An 18,234-nucleotide genomic window follows, 5' to 3' on the forward strand; every position below is an offset into this window, starting at 1 on the left:
GGAGGCTTAGCCGAAAATTCGTTTGCGGGTCTTTTCGAGCCGATCGAGGATCTGCTCGCGTCGCTCGGGTTTAACCATGAACTCCTGCAACCCCAGCATTCCTTCCTGAGCCATGTCCGGATCCGTATCGCGATCGTAGTATTGCGAGGTCCCGATCACCTTCCTCAGCTCCTCGACCGCGGTGTTGACCAAGGGATCTTTGCTTGGCGGGCAATCGTTACGAGGTGGAATGGCCCCCTCAGCGGCTAGGAAAGCCCCCAAGTTCTCCGGCTTGTAGAAGTAAGCCAGGAAGTCGCGCGCGCCCTGCTTGTTTTTGGCGTTTGCCGGGATGTGGACGGAGTTCACCGAGAAATCGTCATACCGAGCGAGCCCGGGAATGACTTCCGGAAATGGCGCGTAAGCGAGCTGCGGCAGGTCTGTTTCCGGAAAGGCGGACCTGACGAAGCCGGCCATGTCCATCATCGCCGCTTTTTTCTGCGCCAGGGCGGCGCCTGCTTGCTCCCACCCAAACGAGGTGTGGTTCGGTGAGAAGAACCCGCCCTTGATGAGATCGGTCCATTTGTCGAACACGGGCGTAAGCATTGGGTCCGTGTACCCGATCTTGCCGTCCATGAGCGCCATGTGATTGTCGAGGCCGTTGACGCGCAGGTTCATGTGGTCGAACCAGCCACCAGCCGGCCAAAGCTCTTTCGATCCCATGCTGATCGGGATGATGTTTGCGGATTTAGCTGCCTCACCGAAGGCGAGAAAGTCGTTCCAGGTCTTCGGCGGCGTCCAGTTGTGCTCCGCGAACAGATCCTTGCGGTAGAACAGGCCCCACAGCAGGCCACCCATCGGCAGGCCGTATTGCTTTCCGGCAACGGTGACGGCGCTGGTCGTGGCGCCGAGAACGCTCTTGTAGTTTTCTCTGGCGAACAAGTCGGAGATGTCGTCAAACAGGCCTTTCGCGACAAAGGCCTTCATGCGGTTTCCGGAGAACCAGAAGCAGATGTCGGGTGCACCAACAACAAGGTAGCTCCGGATCGCGGTCTTGTGCGCCTCGTGATCCATGTTGTTGATGACGATCTTGGCGCCCGATTTTGCCTCGTACTCGCTTGCGAGTCGTTGCAGGACCTGCCGCTGGCTGGCATTGCTGAGGTTCGAAATGATGGTGATGTCTTGTGACTGAGCGAATGCGGGAAGGTTAAGCCCAGTGGTGGCCGAACCGGCGAGTGCGGCGCCTGCGCCCTTGAGAAAACGACGCCTCGTCGTGCCTCGTGCGGCAAAGTCGGTTGTCATGGCTTCAATTCCTCCCTGAGAGCAGCCGGATTGCACCGGATTTCCAATTGAACCGAGCCTCAACGTAACGTATGGATTTCCGAAGCGTCAATAGTTAATTTACAAAATAAATTATGGAGCTGGCATGAAGGGCAAGGGCGACCCGCAAACAACGCGTGCGATCAACCGGCGGCTGATCTTGAATTTGCTTCGGAGACAAGGGCCAGTCAGCCGCGCTGAGATTGCTGTGACCACGGGCCTCAGCCCCGCGGCGGTGACGTTCGTGGTTTCAGAGCTGCTAAACGAGAATATCCTGCGCGAGGGGCAAGCCAGCCTCGGCGCGCCCGGGCGACGTCCCATTCCGATCGACATCAACTATGCTGGCGGTCTCGTCGTGGGTCTGAAGCTGATGGTGGGTGCGATCGACTGTGTGCTGACCGATCTTGCCACAACACCGATTGTCTCGAGCCGCGTTGCGCTGGCGGATCACTCGCCGCAGAGCGCTGTAGAGAGCTGTGCGGCCGCAGTCGCTAAATTGCTTGCGGATCAACGCGCGCCATCCGGCGTCCAGCTTAGCGGGATTGGTATCGCCACACCGGGGGTCATTGACAAAGGCGTGTGCCGACTCAGTCACCGCTTCAATTGGACCGATGTGCCAATTGCGGCGATGCTCGCAGACCTCGTGAAGGTGCCGGTCTGGGTCGACGACGACACAAACGCGTTCGCGCTGGCGCAGCAAATGTTCGGCCTTGGCCGGCATCATCGCACCGTGGGAGCGTTGGCCATCGGTGCCGGCATCAGCTGCGTGGCGGTAGTCGACGGTGCTGTCCATCACGGCGCCAACGGCGCGGCGGGCAAGATGGGCCATTCCATATACGATCCCAGCGGGCCTTTATGTGAATGTGGGCGAAGGGGATGCCTGCAGACCTTGTTCTCGGAACCCGCCCTGGTGAGACGCTGGAAGAAAGCACGGCGTTTCTCCCGGCAGGTGACGCGTTACGACATGCTGGGCGCAGCCGAGGCCGGAGACCGGGTAGCCGTCGATCTGTTGCAGGAGGCGGGCGAGGGGATCGGAAAGCTTCTCGGCGATTTCTGCAATATCATCGATCCGGAAGTGATTGTCGCCGGAGGCGAAGCCGTCACCTTCGGCGACCATCTCTTCGAACCAATGCGTAACGCCTTGAAGCGTCACGCGATGTGGGTGCCGCCACCAATTACCCCAGACTGGGCCGACGATTCTTGGGCGCGGGGGGCGGCGGCGCTTGCAACCCAGCGACTTTTCGATTTTGAAAGCAGTCCAGGCGAGGTTGGCGGCATCGCTTAGCGATTGGCGTCGGTGAACCAGCTCCTCGTGCGCGCTTCGCGCGCATCGAGCTTCCGGCGCATGTTCGCCATCGCACCCGCGTCGGTTGCCGCGACGAATGGCGGCGCGTGCCTGTGATCCGCATGAAGTCCGCAGCTTGAGGCGTAAGCCCCTCATGCAACTCGAGCGCGCCGCGGTTGGCAGCGACATGGACAAGGTCGATGCGTTTGTGTTCTCACGAGAGGGGCAAAAGAGAACTTCATGGCATTGAGGCGCGGGATGTGTCGCTCAGCGTCTTCCCCTCGCAGAATAGGCGGCCAGCGGAAGCAAACCGCGTGGCTCGTCCTCAGTCGAATTTCGGCAGATGCAGCGGCAGGCCTTCGCATAGCATATCGATCTCCTCGACCTGGCCCTTCCCGACTTCAGTAACGCGCAGCTTCTTGCCATCGAGCGCAAAGGCACAGTTCGTGGGCTGGGGGCCGTCCAGAATGAGGCGATCGACGACCTCACCCCCGGAGTCCAGAACCGTAACGTTCTTCTGGTTGTACACCGTGCAGTAGAGCCGGCCGTCCATGCCAAAGGCCATTCCGTCTGGCCCCTTGAAATCTGGATTGGAATCCGGCTGCAGCACGTTGCCGAAGACGACGCGTTTCGGCACTGCCTCGCCAAGCACGTCATATCGATAGATCTCGCCCGTGAAAGACGCATTGGCATAGAGGTGATTGTCGGGGCCGAAGGCGATGCCGTTGGTGAAGCGGATCTTTCGATCGAGGACGCGCAGTACCTTCATGGCTGCCGGATCGATCTCATACACCCGGCCGTCCCAATCGAGGTCCATATAGCCATCGACGAAAGCCTGTCCGTTGATGAAATCCTCGGCCGCCATGCCGGAATCGGTCATGTAGAGCAATCCGTTCGGACCAAAGCAGAGGTCGTTCGGAAAAAGAAAGCGCTCCTCGCCTTCGCCCTGCATGCGCCGGATCTCGTTTCCTCCTTCGTCGATGCAGATCAGCGCCCGCAGGCCGGCTTCCGCGATCCAGATGCGGCCGTGGCCATCGGTGGTCAGTCCGTTCGGACGGCCGCCTGTCGTCCGGATCACCCTGCGATTGCCGCGAGGGTCAACCCGTGTGACGCAGAGGGTCGAGGCGGACATCTCCGTGACATACATTGATCCGTCCGGCAGGCACACCGGGCCCTCGGGCGCTCCGATCCCGGTGGCAAACAGTTTCGACGCCATCTCTTCCTCCTGTTCCCTTATTGTCGACGCTCGTTAGGCCATGACCAGGCCATTGGTCGGGTCGATCAGCACCACGCGATTGAGGTCGATGGCGAGATCGATTCGCTCGCCATGGCTGCTGACGTCGTGGGCCTGTAACTCGGCAACCGCATCCACGCCGCCGATTTTGATGGTGGTGAATGTACGGGTCCCCGTTGGCTGAATGAGGTCGGCGACGGCCGAGTAAGCGACAACTCCATCGCGAAGAGGTCCGCCGCCAGCCCGGCTGAAATGCTGGGGCCGAATGCCGACGAGAACTTGTTGGCCATCGGCGCCGCGCAGCGACTTGGCCTTTGCACTCGGAAGCTTCAGACCGTCGCCGGATTGAAATGAAATTGCTGCTCCGCCGTTGTCCGTTCTGAGCGTCGCCGGTATGAGGTTGATCGAAGGAGAGCCGAGGAAACCGGCTACGAACCCGCTACGCGGCTGCTCGAACAGCTCGAGCGGAGCGCCTTGCTGCTCGATCTGTCCGTCACGCAGAAGCACGATGCGGTCCGCAAGCGTCATCGCCTCGACCTGATCGTGCGTGACATAGATCATCGTCGTCGTGATCTCGTGATGCAGACGTTTGATTTCAGTGCGCATCTCGTCGCGCAGTTGGGCGTCGAGATTCGACAGCGGCTCGTCGAATAGGAAGAGGTCGGCCTTGCGGACTATGGCGCGGCCGATGGCGACCCGCTGGCGCTGTCCACCGGAGAGCTGACGTGGATAACGCCGCAGGAGATTGCCGATTCCGAGCATCTCGGCTGCTTCGCTGACTCGCTTCCTGATTTCGATCTCGGGAGTTTTCCGGGCGCGCAGACCGAAGGCGATATTCTCGTTGACGGTCAAATAGGGGTACAGTGCATAATTCTGAAACACCATCGCAATGTTGCGCTCGCGCGGGCGCAGATCGTTGACCACTGCGCCGCCGATCGCGATGGTGCCATTATCCGGGTCCTCAAGACCTGCGATCGTTCGCAAGAGAGTGCTCTTGCCACAGCCGGATGGCCCCACGAGCACGGCGAATTCGCCATCGTCAATGGAGAGATCAACTCCCCGGACCGCATGCACGTTGCCGTAATATTTGTGTACCCCGGATAGCTTGACGTCGGCCACTCCGCTCTCCTCTAACCCTTGACCGCGCCTAGGGAGATGCCGCGCACGAGATAGCGTTGCATCACCGAGACGGCGACGAAGATCGGCAACGTGCCGAGGACGGACATCGCCGCGATCTTCGCCCAGAAGTTCGATTGTCCGCCGAAATAGTGCGTCAGCATGACGGGAAATGTGATGACGTCGGTCCGGGTGAGAACCAACGCAAAGATAAAGTCATTCCAGGCGAAGACGAAAGTGAATACCGACGTCGCCATGAGGCCCGAGCGCACCATTGGGAAGACGACTTTCCAGATCACCTCCCATCGATTGAGGCCGTCGACGAGCGCGCTTTCCTCTAGCTCTAGCGGAACGTCGACGATGTAACCCCGCATCATCCAAATGACGTAGGGAAGATTGAACGCCGTGTAGAGCAGGATCAGGCCAAAATAGCCGTCTACGAGGCCGAAATAGACGTAGATCAGGAAGATCGGGAAGACGACCGCGATCGGCGGGATCATCCGCTGGGAGATGATCCACATCGCGAGGTTCTCGCCGCCAGTACCAAAGCGAGCTAGGCTATACGCGCAGAGCGTCCCCAGAACGATCGCAACGCCGGAACTGACACCGGCGACGATCAGGCTATTCAGGATGGCCAGGACATCTCCATCTTTAAACAGGACGTAGTAGTTCGAGAACTGGATCTGCCCGGGGGTCCATAGCGGCGGCACATGATAGATCTCGTCCGGGGTCTTGAACGAAATCATGAACAGCCAATATACCGGAAACAGAAACAGCAAGGTCACGACGCCAGCGCCGAGATAGCGAAGCGCCAGAATGCGGAGCTTTCTCGCCGGAAGCTTGGCAACGCTCATCGCGCGAGCTCCATGCGTTTGAGAACCAGGGTGGTAATGATCGTGAGCAGGGCAATGACTAGGAAGGAGATCGCGGCCGTATAGCTGGTCTCGAACTGCGAGAAGCCCTGCACATAGGTGTAGAGCGAGATGGTCTCGGTCATGGAACCCGGCCCGCCCTCGGTGAGGGCCCAGATGATGTCGAAGATGCGGACGAGGTCCAGGCCCCGGATCAGGCAGGCAACGGCGACCACGGGCGCGATCGCAGGCAGAACGATCGCGCGAAGCACGCGCAGGTACGATGCGCCATCGATCTCCGCAGCTTCGAGCTGGGACTGGTCGACATTGGAGAGCGCCGCGAGCAGCAGCAGGAACATAAAGGGCGACCACTGCCAGATCTCGCAAATGATGATCGCCGGATAGACGTAGGCGGGATTGACGGTCCACAGAATCCGGACCGGTTCGCCCGCGATGAAGCTGAGGATCTGACCGATCGGACCGAACCGGACGTCAAACATCAAACGCCAGGTTGCTCCTGCAACGATCGGAGAGATCACTGTCGGAAGCACCAGCAGCGCGACAAAGATTTGGCGTCCGGGCATGCGATCGATGAAGAGCTGCGCCATCAGGAAGCCGATCAGCAGCTCCAAGGGGAGTGCGATCGCGGTGATGATGGCGGTATGGCCGAGCGAAGCCCAGAGGCGGGAATCCCTGAACAGCTCCGCATAGTTCAAGAGGCCAACGAAGGAGGTGTCGTTCTCGGTCATCGTGATGCGCTGGAAGCTCACGATCAGCGAGTAGATCAAAGGAAACAGCCCAACCAGGAGGAGGATCAGAATGGCCGGCGCGACGATGAGATAGGGCAGGCGGTCCTCGAGCATGCGCCCAAAGCGGCTAGGGCGGCGTTGCTCAGCCGCTGCGTTGAGACTTGCGAAAAGCGTCATCATCAGTCCAGGAAACGGCACCGCACGGGAGAGCAATGCCTCCCGTGCGGTATCCAGCCAATTATTGCCGGTAGGCGCCGGGCTTTGCGGCCCAGACCTTGTAGACGGCTTTCTGGTTCTCAATTCCGACTTTCTCGGTGATGGCATCGAATTGTTGCGCCATGCGGTCGAGAATGGACTTGGGATCTTCGCCCGCCCACAAGCTCGAGATCGCCTTGGTCATCGCCTCGTCGTACTTGTCCTGTTGCAGCAAGGAGAGATCGAGCAGGCCCTTCTCGCCCGACGTCTTGATCGTGTCGAGATAGGCTGGAGCATCAGGCCAGAGCGCACGGTATTTCTCGCTCGCGTAGTGCGACAGGCGGAACGGATCGCGCAGCGTATAAGGGAGCTGGACGCGCTCGAGGCTGGTCTTCTTACTGTTCAGCCACTGGATGAAGAGATACGCCGCTTCCTTGTTCTTGCTGGTGGCGGACACCGACAAGTCGAAGCCGACGCCGAGCTCCGGTCGACCGAGCGGGTTGAGGGCATAGCCGACCTTACCGGCCACCTGCGATTTCGGTACCCACTTGAGTGCTTCCTCCCCGGAGCCGTAGCCCGCGGCCCACCGTCCATAGGGGGGCCAAGAGATCGTCATCGCGGTCGTGCCCTGGAGAAACGCGGCAAGATTGTCGACGAAATTCCACTGCTCCACGCCGGGCGGCATGAACTTGTTCTCCGCCAGCATTTCCTTGAACACCTTCAAGCCGACATCGCTGTTCACCGTCGCCTTCATGCTATCCGCATTGAAGAACTTGCCGCCCTCCATGCGAAAGCGCTCCTGGAACATGTATTGCGGATAGGGCGCCGTGCGGAAGAAGCCGGCGCCGTAAACCTTGGGCGCCATCTTGTCGGTAATGAACTGGCCAATCTGGTCGAACTGCTTCCAGTCCTTTGGCGGAGCGAGCTCATAGCCGAACTTGGACTTGAACTCGTCCTTCATCTTCGGATCCTCGAAGATATCCTTCCGATAGTAGAGCAGCATCACGTCGCCATCGTCCGGGAAGCCATAGATCTTACCGTCATATTGCATCTGGTTGTCGCGATAGGCGGCGGCGATGTCCTGCAGCTCGTCACGGTAACCGAACTTGTCGACATACTTGTCGAGAGGCTCGAGCGCGCCCGCGCGCGCAAGATCGGGCATCCAGGACGGAATGACGTTCAGCGCGTCATAGGCTCCCGCACCCGATTTGAAATCCTGCATGATTTTGGTGAACATCTGGTCGGTCGGCACCTCGACCACCTTCACCTTGATGCCGGTGAGCTTCTCCCATTGCGGGCCCGAATAGTTCAACGGATCGAGCGATTGAAGGCCGGCCTCCCACACGATGCTTATGGTCGTACCCGCGTACTTCTTCGCGGCTTCGACCGCGGTGTCGGCCGCATCCTTGTCGGCGGCCTGCGCCGCGGCGGTGGTCAGCGCAAAGAGCGCGGCCACGCCGGCAAATCTTCTGAAGTTCATCTCTTCCTCCTCCTCTTTCAAGCGCTCATGGCCCACAAGTCCGCCTTGGAGCGCTGCTCGCGTGTTTCTTTGCCGCTCTCTCAACGTGGGTGGCCACGGGTTGTATCGGCACGAACGGGCGGCCGAACAAATGACCGGATCTATTTTGAGGGTTGTTGCGCCGACGCGTCGCCAAGAAGAAGACCGTCCTGTCAGAAATTCGTGCGCGATTTGGCTTCGTTGAAGCGCACATCCTCCCCAAAATGCTCAAGAGCTTTGATTTTGAGGTAATCTGCGTCGTGCCGGAACTGCTCGACAAATGAGAAGTTTGCAAGTATCGGTGAGCTGCATTCACCTGTGCGTCGCTACCTCACAGGTAGGCTTCAATGCGCACCGCGATCCTTCTCATGCGGCCGATGCAGCGCAGAGGTGGTGGCGCCTGACCCAGCTACATAGCACGGAGCTCGCTCTTTAAAGCGAACCTACATTGCTGGGCGTTCAATGTGGGTCTATGCATCAACGACAAACTTGTCGCGCGATGCGGGCAAGAATGCGGTTTCGAACTCTCGGACGTTTCGATCGCTTGGACGCTGCTCATCTGACTCGCGAAGCATATGCCAGAACCGTGGCTCGGCACACGACCAGCCTTGCTCTTGCGAGATGCGTCAACGCTTTCCCGGATCCTTCGCATACATCGGGGAGGATTGTCGCGCTCCGGGACCTTGATGCACGCGGACTTCCTTCGCCGTGAGTGGCTCGCCACATTCTGAGCAGATCATGACTGGGTCGAACATTTTGTGGCAGTTCTTGTGTTCGTGCAGCAACGGACGCCCACGCGAGTCGACCATATGGACGTTGCCCCAGTGCACGATCGACATGATGATCGGATATAGGTCGAGCCCCCTCTGGGTCAGGATATATTCGTAGCGCTTCGGCGCTTCCTGATAGGGCGATCTGCGGAGCACGCCGAACCGGACGAGCTTCTTAAGCCGGTCGGCGAGCAGGTGTCTGGTCACGCCCAGTGATGACTGGAATTCGTCAAACCTGCGGACCCGAAGGAAGCATTGGCGCAGGATGAGCAGGCTCCACCGGTCGCCGATGACCGCCACAGTGCGCGCCAGCGAGCACGGCTCCTCTTCGAGGGCATCCCATTTCATCAGCGACTCCAACGGATCAAACAGCTTCCGAAAATAAATTCTAAATCAGAACTCACTAAGTTTCAATAGGATGCGGCATTCCCGGCGGCGCAGATGCGATTGCATGATGTTTATCATATTGACAGTTCTAAAATAGAACTTTAGGACTCGCCGCACGATAAATCGGGCGAGCGGCAATCGCCGCCTTTAAAGGGAAGGGCGTTTCCATGGCAGCTCCGCTCAAGGTCGAGTTTCATTTCGATTTCGGGAGCCCTAACGCCTACCTGGCCGAGCTCGCGCTGCCCGCGATCGAGCGACGAACGGGAGTCAAGTTCGATTACGTGCCGGTGCTGCTTGGCGGCGTCTACAAGGCGACCGGGAACATGTCGCCGGCGGAGTCGCTGCGGGGGATCAAGAACAAGCCGGAATACAACGCGCTCGAGACCAAGCGTTTCCTGCGCCGCCACAACATCACTAAATTCAGGATGAACCCGTTCTTCCCCGTGAATACGCTCGCGCTCATGCGCGGCGCCGTAGCGGCCGAATTCGAGGGGGTGTTCGAGGCCTACTTCCGCGCGGCGTATCATCACATGTGGGTCGAGCCCAAGAAGATGGACGACACGCAGGTCTTTCGCGATGCGTTTCTGTCATCCGGGTTGGATATTGATCGCATCGCGGCGCGGGCGCAGCAGGACGACGTCAAGAAAAAGCTGATCGAGAATACCAGCAACGCCGTGGCTCGCGGCAGCTTCGGTTCTCCAACGTTCTTCGTCGGCAACGAAATCTATTTTGGCAAGGATAGCCTGCGCGACGTCGAGGACGAAATCCTCGCGCAATCAGCCGCGCAGCAGCAAAAGAGCGCCTGACGGTGCCTAGGCGTGAGAAAGAACTGAGCCCGCAAGGGGCCTGTCAACGGGAGGTGTCGTCGGCGAACTGGCATCAGACTGCGACAAAACACAAGCTGGCGGAATCGCTCCGAAAGAGGCCGGGCGAGATCGCTTCAACTTCGAAGCAGGAGAAGTCACATGCAGAAGAGAAACAGGACGGTTGCGGTGATCGGCGCCGGTGACTTCATTGGCGGTGAGATGGCCAAGAAATTCGCCTCCGAAGGCTTCACGGTGTTTGCAGGCCGCCGCAACGGCGACAAGCTGGCGCCGCTCGTCAAGGACATCGAAGCTGCCGGCGGCGAGATTCACGCCCGCTCGCTCGACGCGCGCAAGGAGGATGAGATCATCTCCTTCCTGAACGACGCGGACAAACACGCGCCGCTCGAGGTCTGCATCTTCAACATCGGCGCCAACGTCAATTTCCCGATCCTGGAGACCACTGAACGCGTGTTCAGAAAAGTCTGGGAAATGGCCTGCTATTCCGGCTTCCTTGCCGGACGCGAGGCGGCGCGGCTGATGCTGCCGCGTGGTGAGGGCAACATCTTCTTCACGGGCGCGACTGCGAGCTTGCGCGGCGGTTCCGGCTATGCCGCTTTTGCCAGCGCCAAGTTCGGCCTGCGCGCGGTTGCCCAGGCGATGGCGCGCGAGCTCGGGCCGAAGAACATCCATGTCGCCCATCTCATCATCGACTCCGGCGTCGATACCGAATGGGTGCGGCAGCGCCGGCTCGAGGCCCTCGGCCCCAATGCGCTGGACAATCCGGACCTGTTGATGCCGCCCGCGTCGGTGGCGGCGTCCTATTGGCAGCTCTACCAGCAGCCAAAGAGCGCCTGGACGTTTGAGCTCGAGATCCGTCCCTTCGGCGAGAAGTGGTAGGGAGAGCGTCCGATGGAACTCGCGCTATCGCCGGAGGATGCTGCATTTCGCGACGAAGTCCGCGCCTTCATCAAGAACAATTATCCGGCTGCGATGCGCGCGCCCAATCCGGAGACTGACCTATCCAAGGAGCAGATGCTGCTGTGGCATCGCATCCTCCACAAGAAGGGCTGGATCGCGCCACTCTGGCCCAAGGAATATGGCGGACCCGGCTGGTCCATCACCCGCCGCTTCATCTTCGAGCAGGAGACCACCCGCGCCGGCACGATGCCCCCTTTGGCATTCAGCGTCACCATGGTCGGCCCGGTGATCTACACTTTTGGCAATGAGGCCCAGAAGAAGAAATTTCTGCCGCGCATTCTCTCGGGCGAGGACTGGTGGTGCCAGGGCTATTCCGAACCAGGCTCTGGCTCGGACCTCGCCACCGTCCGCACCAAGGCGGTGCGCGACAGCGACCAGTACATCGTCAACGGTCACAAGACCTGGACCACGCTGGCGCAGCACGCCGATTGGATCTTCTGCCTGGTGCGGACCAATCCGGCCGCAAAGCCGCAATCCGGCATTTCGTTCCTGCTGATCGACATGAAGTCGCCCGGCGTCACCGTGCGCCCGATCATCACCATCGACGGCTCGCATGAGGTCAACGACGTCTTCCTCGAGAACGTCCGCGTTCCCGTCGAAAACCTGATCGGCGAGGAAAACAAGGGCTGGACTTACGCCAAGTTCCTGCTCGGCAATGAACGCACCAGCATGGCCGGCATCGGCCGCTCGACGCGCTACATCGCAAAGCTAAAGAAGATCGTGAAGGCGGAGATCCCGGAAGACGATCCGGCCCATCCGGAATTTGTCAGGGACATCGCCCGCGTCGAGCTCGACGTGCTGGCCCTGGAGGCAACCGAGCTGCGCGTCGTCGCGCAAATGGCCCGCGGGATCGATCCCGGGCCGGCGGCCTCGCTGTTCAAGATCCGCGGCACCGAGATCTTCCAGAACATCACCGAGCTGACGCATCGCGCGATCGGCAATTACGGGCTGGCCATCCGCGAGCATCCGGTCAGCGCCAACCGCTTCATTCCGGGGCCCGATTACGGCCACACCGCCTCGGAGAAATATCTGAATGCGCGCAAGCTTTCGATCTACGGCGGATCCAACGAGATCCAGCGCAACATCATCGCCAAGGCCGTGCTCGGTCTGTAGCGGACGAATGGCGGGACGGGAGAAAGCGAATGGATATCCAGTTCACGGAAGAGCAGGAACTGCTCCGATCCAGCGTTCAGCGCCTGCTGCGCGACCACTATGACTTCGATGCTCGCCGCAAGATCGTGGTGAGCGAGGAAGGTTACAGCCGCGCGCAATGGCAGGCGTTTGCGGAGCTCGGCCTGCTGGGAGCCCCGTTCGCCGAGGAAGTCGGTGGTCTCGGCGGCGGTTCGCTGTCGATGATGATCATCACGCACGAGTTTGGCCGTCATCTCGTAGTCGAGCCTTTCATCGAGACTGTCGTGCTCGCGGGCGGCCTCCTTGAGCATTTGGGGTCAGCCGAACAGAAGCAAGGCTTCATTCCGGACATCGTGGCCGGTAACAAGATATGGGCACTCGCCTGGACCGAGAAAGGCTCGCGCTTCGACCTCGCCAACGTCACCACCACGGCGCAGCGCGAGGGGGAGGGCTACGTGCTGACCGGCGCGAAAACTGCGGTCATTGCGGCCCCTTGGGCCGATTATTTGATTGTCTCTGCTCGTACTTCCGGTCAGCCACGAGACCGCCTCGGCGTCAGCCTGTTCGTGGTCGATCGCCGCGCTGCCAACCTCGATCTGCAAAGCTTCAAGACCATCGACGGCCGTCGCGCTGCGGAGATCAGCCTGCGGGGCGTCGCCGGTCAGTTGCTGGGCGGGGAGGGAGAGGGCGTTGCTGCGCTGGAAGCGTGCCGCGACCGCGCCATCGGCGCGCTCTGCGCTGAAGCGGTCGGCGCGATGTCCGAACTGAACTCCGCGACGCTGGAGTATTCCAAGACCCGCAAGCAGTTCGGCACGACGATCGGCTCGTTCCAGGTGCTGCAGCATCGGATGGTCGACATGTTCATCGCGCATCAGGAAGCGCTCTCGTTGATGCAGCATCTCACGCTTACCCTGGACGCAGGCGAGGCTGGCGTCTCGCGGCTCGCGTCTGGTGCCAAGTCCAAGATCGGCTCCTCAGGCAAGTTCATTGCCGACCAGGCCGTGCAGCTGCACGGCGGCATGGGCATGACCGAAGAATTGAATATCGGCCATTATTTCAAGCGGATTTCCTCCATCAACATCCAGTTTGGCGATCCCGCCTTCCACCTGCTGCGCTACGCGCAGCTGGACGCGGCGGCATAGAGAGGCGGACATGACGACTGAAGCAGTAATCGTTTCCACCGCGCGCACCGGCGTCGGCAAGGCTTATCGCGGCGCGCTCAACAACACTGATGGTCCGACGCTGGCCGGCCACGTGATGGCCGAGGCCGTGAAGCGAGCAGGCATCGCGCCCGACGAGGTCGAGGACGTGGTGATGGGCTGCGCCATGCAGCAGGGCACCATGGTGATGAACGTCGCCCGCAAGGGCGCGATCCGCGCCGGTCTTCCGGTGACGGTTGCAGGCACCACGATCGACCGGCAATGCGCCTCTGGCCTCCAGGCGATCGCGGTCGCCGCGCGCTCGGTCATGCTCGACGGCGTCGAGATTGCAATCGGCGGCGGTATCGAGTCGATCAGCCTCGTCCAGAACGATCACATGAACAAGTTCCATGCCGTCGACCAGGATCTCATGGCGATGAAGCCGGAGATGTACATGTCGATGCTGGAGACCGCCGAAGTGGTCGCCGAGCGCTACAAGATCGGCCGCGACCAGCAGGACGAATACTCGCTCGAATGCCAGCGCAGGGTCGGCGCGGCCTTGCAGGGTGGGCGCTTCAACGACGAGATCGTGCCCATCACGACCAAGATGGCGGTGATCGACAAAGACACCAAGCAGGTCAGTTATCAGCAGGTCACGCTGAGCCGGGATGAAGGCCCGCGGCCGGATACCACGGCGGAAGGTCTGGCCAAGATCAAGCCGGTGTTCGAGGGTAAGACCATCAGTGCCGGCAATGCCAGCCAGCTGTCTGACGGCGCTTCGGCCTGCGTGATCATGAGCGACAAGATCGCGGCGAAGAAGGGCCTCAAGCCGCTCGGCATGTTCCGCGGCTTCGTCGCCGCCGGCGTCGAGCCGGACGAGATGGGCGTCGGCCCGGTGGCCGCGATCCCCCGGCTGTTGCAGCGTCACAATTTGAAGATCGACGACATCGATCTCTGGGAGCTCAACGAGGCCTATGCGGTGCAGGTGATCTATTGCCGCGACAAGCTTGGAATCGATCCGAACAAGCTCAACGTCAATGGCGGCGCGATCGCGATCGGTCATCCCTATGGCATGACGGGCGCGCGGCTGACGGGCCACCTCCTGCTCGAGGGTCGGCGACGCAAGGCGAAATACGGCGTGGTGACCATGTGCATCGGCGGCGGCATGGGCGCGGCCGGCTTGTTTGAAATCATCCACTGATCGGAAAAGCAGGAGATCTTCGTGAAGACAGCGATCACTGAATTGTTCGGCATCCAGCATCCGATCATCCAGGGCGGCATGCACTATGTCGGCTTTGCCGAGCTCGCGGCCGCGGTATCGAATGCCGGCGGCCTCGGCATCATCACCGGCCTGACCCAGCGGACGCCGGAATTGCTCGCGAAGGAAATAGCGCGCTGCCGCGACATGACCGACAAGCCGTTTGGCGTGAACCTAACATTCCTGCCGACATTGTCGGATCCGCCTTACCCGGAATATATCGCCGCGATCCGCGAGGGCGGCATCAAGGCGGTCGAGACCGCAGGCCGTAGCCCGGAAGCCTATATGCCGGCGCTAAAGGCGGCCGGTATCAAGGTGATCCACAAATGCACCTCGGTGCGGCATTCGCTCAAAGCGGAGAAGATCGGTTGCGATGCCGTCAGCGTGGACGGATTCGAGTGCGGCGGTCATCCCGGCGAAGACGACATCCCGAACATGATCCTGCTGCCGCGGGCGGCGGATGAGCTGAAGATTCCGTTCGTCGCCTCTGGCGGCATGGCGGATGGACGCAGCCTCGTCGGAGCGCTTGCGATGGGCGCCTCCGGCATGAACATGGGTACGCGCTTTGTCGCCACCAAGGAAGCCCCGGTCCATGACAATGTGAAGCAGGCGCTGGTCAAGGCAACCGAGCTCGACACCGTTCTTGTGATGCGCGCATTGCGTAACACCGAGCGCGTGCTCAGGAACAAGGGCGTCGACGAGTTGCTGGAGATCGAGCGCGAAAAGGGCGCAAGCCTGAAGATCGACGACATCCTCGATCAGGTGGCCGGCGTTTACCCGAAAGTCATGGTCGACGGCCAGATGGATGCGGGGGCGTGGAGCTGCGGCATGGTGGTCGGACTGATCCACGACATCCCAACGGTGAAGGAATTGATCGATCGCATCATGGCCGAGGCTGAGCAAATCATTCGCCAGCGGCTGACCGGCTTCCTCGATGGCGCAGAGCCGTCAAAGGCGAAGAAGGTCGCATGAAGTAAGCCGTTCGCGGCGTTTCGTCGAACGGCGGCTACCCCGAATATTCGAAACAATTAGCCTGACAAGCAAAGCGCACGGCTCGAACCGGCGCAAAGGGAGAGAGACATGAGTATCAAACTCGGCTTCATAGCCGCGTGTATGGTCACGTCGCTGCTCGCGTCGTCCGCTCTGGCTGCCGACGAACCCGGCGTGACTCCCACCGAAATCAAGATCGGCGGGATATTCCCATTCAGCGGTCCGGCGTCCTCGATCGGCCTGGTCGGCAAGGGTGTCATGGCCTACGTGCAGTCGATCAATGACCGCGGCGGCATCAATGGCCGCAGGATCAATTACATCGCGATGGACGATGCCTACAGTCCGCCGAAAGCGGTCGAGCACGCTCGCAAGCTGGTCGAAAGTGACGAAGTATCATTCATCTTCAGCCAGCTCGGCACTCCCGGGAATTCAGCGACGGCAAAATATCTCAAGGCCAAAGGCGTTCCTTCGATCGCGATCGTCAGTGGTTCCAGCAAATTCACCGACATCGCCGAATATCCGCTGACGACGACCGGTCTGGTCAGCTACCAGACGGAGGGAAGAATTTACGCCAAGTACCTCGACAAGGCGTTGCCCGGCGCAAAATATGCGATCCTTTTCCAGAACGACGACCTCGGCAAGGACTACGTAAACGCCTTCAAATCGTTCTTGAAGGGAGATTATGAAAAGCGTGTTGTCACGGCAGCGTATGAGGTCACCGAGCCGACTGTGGATTCCCAGGTCGTCAATCTCAAAAGCTCAGGCGCAGAGGCGCTGTTCATTGCCGGCACACCGAAATTTGCAGCGCAGGCAATCCGCAAGGCGGCCGAGATCGGCTGGAAGGCCAAGATCATCATCAATTTTCCCTCGGGATCGATCGGCGGCACGTTGAAGCCGGCCGGTTTCGAGAATTCCAAGGGCGTCATCGTCGGCACCATCAACAAGGATCCGACCGATGCGAAGTGGAGCGACGATAAGGGCGTGCAGGATTATAAAGCGTTCTTTGCCAAATATCTGGCGGGAGCGGACTTTGAGAACGGCAGTTATGTTACCGGCTACATGCAGGGCATGATCCTTGAACAGATCCTCGATCAGTGCGGCGACGACCTTTCGCGAAAGAACATCATCAAGCAGGCGAAAGCACTCAGCCGTATCGTTCTTCCCACGGCATATCCGGGCATCGTGGTGAATACCAGCGCAACCGGCAACATGATCTGGAGCCAGATGCAGTTGCAGAGTTGGAGCGGCAGCCGGTGGGAACCATTCGGCGAGGTTTTGGACGCCAGTTCCGAATGAAGTGTGAGCGGAGATGCCGTCGAGGGGCGTCCCGCCTTGCACTGTTGCCAGCCATGGAGAACCAGCATGACAAAAATCGGCCTTCATCAATATCCGCGAATGGACCAGGTGATTTTCGGAAAGCCGGCCGGGCAAGCTTTAAGCGAGGAAGCCGAGCGGCTTGGTGCAAAGCGCGTGTTCCTGATCGTCAGCAGAACGCTGAACACCCAGACCGATGAGATCGAGAAGATCCGCAAGGCGCTCGGCAGCAGATATGCCGACACCTTCGACGGCGTCCCGCAACATACGACCCGTGCGTCCGCAGTTGCGGCAACGGCGAAAGCCGCAGAGGCGAAGGCGGATCTGATCGTCGCCGTAGGTGGCGGATCCGTGGTCGATGCCGCCAAGATCGTCCTGATGTGCCTTGAACACAACATTGACGAGGAATCCGGCCTCGACGGATTCGAATTAGTTTCAACGCCGGAGGGGCCGCGACCAGGTCCATTTCGCGCTCCGAAGGTGAGGATGATCGCGATCCCGAGCACCCTGTCAGGTGGAGAGTACAACTCCGGAACGCTCGTTACGGATACGCGCAGGAAGCTGAAGCAGATATTTAGCCATCCCTTGATGATGCCGCTATCGATCATCCTGGATCCGGAAATCACGCGGCACACCCCGCAGACCCTGTGGCTGGGATCAGGCACCCGCGCAATGGATCATGGGATCGAAGCGGTTTGCTCGCCGAAGGGCAATCCCCTGGTGGAAAGCGTATGTCTGCGAGGCTTGCAGTATCTGCATGACGGCCTGCTGGCCACGAAAGAAAATCCAGATGATTTGGAGGCACGGCAGTTCTGCCAGCTTGGTTCCTGGATGTCCGCCTTTGGATTGCAGTGTCGCGTTCCAATGGGTGCCAGCCACGCGATCGGACACGTGTTGGGCGGCACCTGCGACGTCCCGCACTATCTATGTACGGCGGTTATGATGCCGAGCGTGCTGCGATACAACCAACCGGTAACGGACGAGGCCCAGAGAAAAATCGCCGAGGCCTGGCACGCACCCGAGGCCAAGGCCGGCGACGTTTTCGCCCAGTTTATCGGCCGCTTGGGATTGCCTGGCCGTCTTTCGGAGGTCGGTGTGACCGGAGAAAAGTTTGAGCTGATCGGCCGCAACGCGATGCTGTCGGTATTCACCCGAGCGAACCCAAGGGCCATCAAGGGGCCGGAAGACATCGTCGAGATTCTTCAACTGGCCGCGTAGAGGCCGTCGCGGTCTGGCC

Annotated in this window: 17 protein-coding genes; 10 read left to right on the plus strand and 7 right to left on the minus strand. The window is 60.3% G+C overall.

Annotated features, from left to right (window positions below; translation table 11 throughout):
* Window positions 1-6: 6 nt before the first annotated feature.
* Window positions 7-1,278 (minus strand): ABC transporter substrate-binding protein, encoded by a 1,272-nt coding sequence (locus ACVWZ4_RS14415; RefSeq protein ID WP_456790239.1) that lies wholly within the window; start codon window positions 1,276-1,278, stop codon window positions 7-9.
* 124 nt (window positions 1,279-1,402) lie between these two features.
* Here ACVWZ4_RS14415 and ACVWZ4_RS14420 point away from each other — a divergent pair, with 124 nt between their 5' ends.
* Window positions 1,403-2,581: an ROK family protein gene (locus ACVWZ4_RS14420; protein ID WP_456790240.1), complete on the plus strand. Its 1,179-nt coding sequence runs from the start codon at window positions 1,403-1,405 to the stop codon at window positions 2,579-2,581.
* Window positions 2,582-2,906: 325 nt separating this feature from the next.
* Here the strand turns inward: ACVWZ4_RS14420 and ACVWZ4_RS14425 are convergent, their stop codons facing one another.
* From ACVWZ4_RS14425 to ACVWZ4_RS14445, 5 genes are all read right to left on the minus strand, one after another.
* Complete coding sequence (locus ACVWZ4_RS14425) at window positions 2,907-3,797, minus strand: SMP-30/gluconolactonase/LRE family protein (RefSeq protein ID WP_456790241.1); 891 nt, start codon at window positions 3,795-3,797, stop codon at window positions 2,907-2,909.
* Window positions 3,798-3,830: 33 nt separating this feature from the next.
* The gene (locus ACVWZ4_RS14430) at window positions 3,831-4,934 is read right to left on the minus strand and encodes an ABC transporter ATP-binding protein (protein ID WP_456790242.1); all 1,104 of its coding nucleotides are present in this window, start codon (window positions 4,932-4,934) and stop codon (window positions 3,831-3,833) included.
* Between the two features lie 11 nt (window positions 4,935-4,945).
* Window positions 4,946-5,785 carry a carbohydrate ABC transporter permease gene (locus ACVWZ4_RS14435; protein WP_456790243.1) on the minus strand — a complete coding sequence of 280 codons (840 nt, stop codon included), beginning with the start codon at window positions 5,783-5,785 and terminating at the stop codon, window positions 4,946-4,948.
* Window positions 5,782-6,645 (minus strand): carbohydrate ABC transporter permease, encoded by an 864-nt coding sequence (locus ACVWZ4_RS14440; protein ID WP_456790244.1) that lies wholly within the window; start codon window positions 6,643-6,645, stop codon window positions 5,782-5,784. Before ACVWZ4_RS14440 ends, ACVWZ4_RS14435 begins: the two co-directional genes overlap by 4 nt.
* Before the next feature lie 124 nt (window positions 6,646-6,769).
* Entirely contained in the window at window positions 6,770-8,206 is a 1,437-nt protein-coding gene (locus tag ACVWZ4_RS14445; RefSeq protein ID WP_456790245.1) for an ABC transporter substrate-binding protein, read from the minus strand.
* Between the two features lie 155 nt (window positions 8,207-8,361).
* Between ACVWZ4_RS14445 and ACVWZ4_RS14450 the strand changes: the two genes are divergently transcribed.
* Window positions 8,362-8,508: a hypothetical protein gene (locus tag ACVWZ4_RS14450; protein ID WP_456790246.1), complete on the plus strand. Its 147-nt coding sequence runs from the start codon at window positions 8,362-8,364 to the stop codon at window positions 8,506-8,508.
* Window positions 8,509-8,850: 342 nt separating this feature from the next.
* Here the strand turns inward: ACVWZ4_RS14450 and ACVWZ4_RS14455 are convergent, their stop codons facing one another.
* Window positions 8,851-9,342, minus strand: a complete 492-nt coding sequence (locus ACVWZ4_RS14455; protein ID WP_456790247.1) for a winged helix-turn-helix transcriptional regulator — start codon at window positions 9,340-9,342, stop codon at window positions 8,851-8,853.
* A 206-nt stretch (window positions 9,343-9,548) separates the two neighbouring features.
* Between ACVWZ4_RS14455 and ACVWZ4_RS14460 the strand changes: the two genes are divergently transcribed.
* The 8 genes from ACVWZ4_RS14460 to ACVWZ4_RS14495 all read left to right on the plus strand — a co-directional run bounded on the left by ACVWZ4_RS14460 (window position 9,549) and on the right by ACVWZ4_RS14495 (window position 18,215).
* Window positions 9,549-10,187, plus strand: a complete 639-nt coding sequence (locus tag ACVWZ4_RS14460; RefSeq protein WP_456790248.1) for a DsbA family protein — start codon at window positions 9,549-9,551, stop codon at window positions 10,185-10,187.
* 159 nt (window positions 10,188-10,346) lie between these two features.
* Window positions 10,347-11,084, plus strand: a complete 738-nt coding sequence (locus ACVWZ4_RS14465; RefSeq protein WP_456790249.1) for an SDR family oxidoreductase — start codon at window positions 10,347-10,349, stop codon at window positions 11,082-11,084.
* Between the two features lie 12 nt (window positions 11,085-11,096).
* Window positions 11,097-12,278: an acyl-CoA dehydrogenase family protein gene (locus ACVWZ4_RS14470; RefSeq protein ID WP_456790250.1), complete on the plus strand. Its 1,182-nt coding sequence runs from the start codon at window positions 11,097-11,099 to the stop codon at window positions 12,276-12,278.
* A gap of 29 nt (window positions 12,279-12,307) precedes the next feature.
* Window positions 12,308-13,438 carry an acyl-CoA dehydrogenase family protein gene (locus tag ACVWZ4_RS14475; protein WP_456790251.1) on the plus strand — a complete coding sequence of 377 codons (1,131 nt, stop codon included), beginning with the start codon at window positions 12,308-12,310 and terminating at the stop codon, window positions 13,436-13,438.
* Between the two features lie 10 nt (window positions 13,439-13,448).
* Window positions 13,449-14,636, plus strand: a complete 1,188-nt coding sequence (locus ACVWZ4_RS14480) for an acetyl-CoA C-acyltransferase (protein ID WP_456790252.1) — start codon at window positions 13,449-13,451, stop codon at window positions 14,634-14,636.
* 21 nt (window positions 14,637-14,657) lie between these two features.
* On the plus strand, window positions 14,658-15,665 hold the full coding sequence (locus ACVWZ4_RS14485; protein WP_456790253.1) for an NAD(P)H-dependent flavin oxidoreductase: 1,008 nt from the start codon (window positions 14,658-14,660) through the stop codon (window positions 15,663-15,665).
* A gap of 108 nt (window positions 15,666-15,773) precedes the next feature.
* Window positions 15,774-16,979: an ABC transporter substrate-binding protein gene (locus ACVWZ4_RS14490; RefSeq protein ID WP_456790254.1), complete on the plus strand. Its 1,206-nt coding sequence runs from the start codon at window positions 15,774-15,776 to the stop codon at window positions 16,977-16,979.
* 66 nt (window positions 16,980-17,045) lie between these two features.
* Window positions 17,046-18,215 carry an iron-containing alcohol dehydrogenase gene (locus ACVWZ4_RS14495; RefSeq protein ID WP_456790255.1) on the plus strand — a complete coding sequence of 390 codons (1,170 nt, stop codon included), beginning with the start codon at window positions 17,046-17,048 and terminating at the stop codon, window positions 18,213-18,215.
* Window positions 18,216-18,234 lie beyond the last annotated feature (19 nt).

The organism is Bradyrhizobium sp. USDA 4472 (assembly GCF_054058595.1).

Excerpts from the sequence above, each read along its gene's own strand:
- ACVWZ4_RS14415 (WP_456790239.1), bottom strand. The coding sequence starts at position 1,278 with ATGACAACCGACTTTGCCGCACGAGGCACGACGAGGCGTCGTTTTCTC.
- ACVWZ4_RS14420 (WP_456790240.1), top strand. The coding sequence starts at position 1,403 with ATGAAGGGCAAGGGCGACCCGCAAACAACGCGTGCGATCAACCGGCGG.
- ACVWZ4_RS14425 (WP_456790241.1), bottom strand. The coding sequence starts at position 3,797 with ATGGCGTCGAAACTGTTTGCCACCGGGATCGGAGCGCCCGAGGGCCCG.
- ACVWZ4_RS14435 (WP_456790243.1), bottom strand. The coding sequence starts at position 5,785 with ATGAGCGTTGCCAAGCTTCCGGCGAGAAAGCTCCGCATTCTGGCGCTT.
- ACVWZ4_RS14440 (WP_456790244.1), bottom strand. The coding sequence starts at position 6,645 with ATGCTCGAGGACCGCCTGCCCTATCTCATCGTCGCGCCGGCCATTCTG.
- ACVWZ4_RS14445 (WP_456790245.1), bottom strand. The coding sequence starts at position 8,206 with ATGAACTTCAGAAGATTTGCCGGCGTGGCCGCGCTCTTTGCGCTGACC.
- ACVWZ4_RS14455 (WP_456790247.1), bottom strand. The coding sequence starts at position 9,342 with ATGAAATGGGATGCCCTCGAAGAGGAGCCGTGCTCGCTGGCGCGCACT.
- ACVWZ4_RS14460 (WP_456790248.1), top strand. The coding sequence starts at position 9,549 with ATGGCAGCTCCGCTCAAGGTCGAGTTTCATTTCGATTTCGGGAGCCCT.
- ACVWZ4_RS14465 (WP_456790249.1), top strand. The coding sequence starts at position 10,347 with ATGCAGAAGAGAAACAGGACGGTTGCGGTGATCGGCGCCGGTGACTTC.
- ACVWZ4_RS14470 (WP_456790250.1), top strand. The coding sequence starts at position 11,097 with ATGGAACTCGCGCTATCGCCGGAGGATGCTGCATTTCGCGACGAAGTC.
- ACVWZ4_RS14475 (WP_456790251.1), top strand. The coding sequence starts at position 12,308 with ATGGATATCCAGTTCACGGAAGAGCAGGAACTGCTCCGATCCAGCGTT.
- ACVWZ4_RS14480 (WP_456790252.1), top strand. The coding sequence starts at position 13,449 with ATGACGACTGAAGCAGTAATCGTTTCCACCGCGCGCACCGGCGTCGGC.
- ACVWZ4_RS14490 (WP_456790254.1), top strand. The coding sequence starts at position 15,774 with ATGAGTATCAAACTCGGCTTCATAGCCGCGTGTATGGTCACGTCGCTG.
- ACVWZ4_RS14495 (WP_456790255.1), top strand. The coding sequence starts at position 17,046 with ATGACAAAAATCGGCCTTCATCAATATCCGCGAATGGACCAGGTGATT.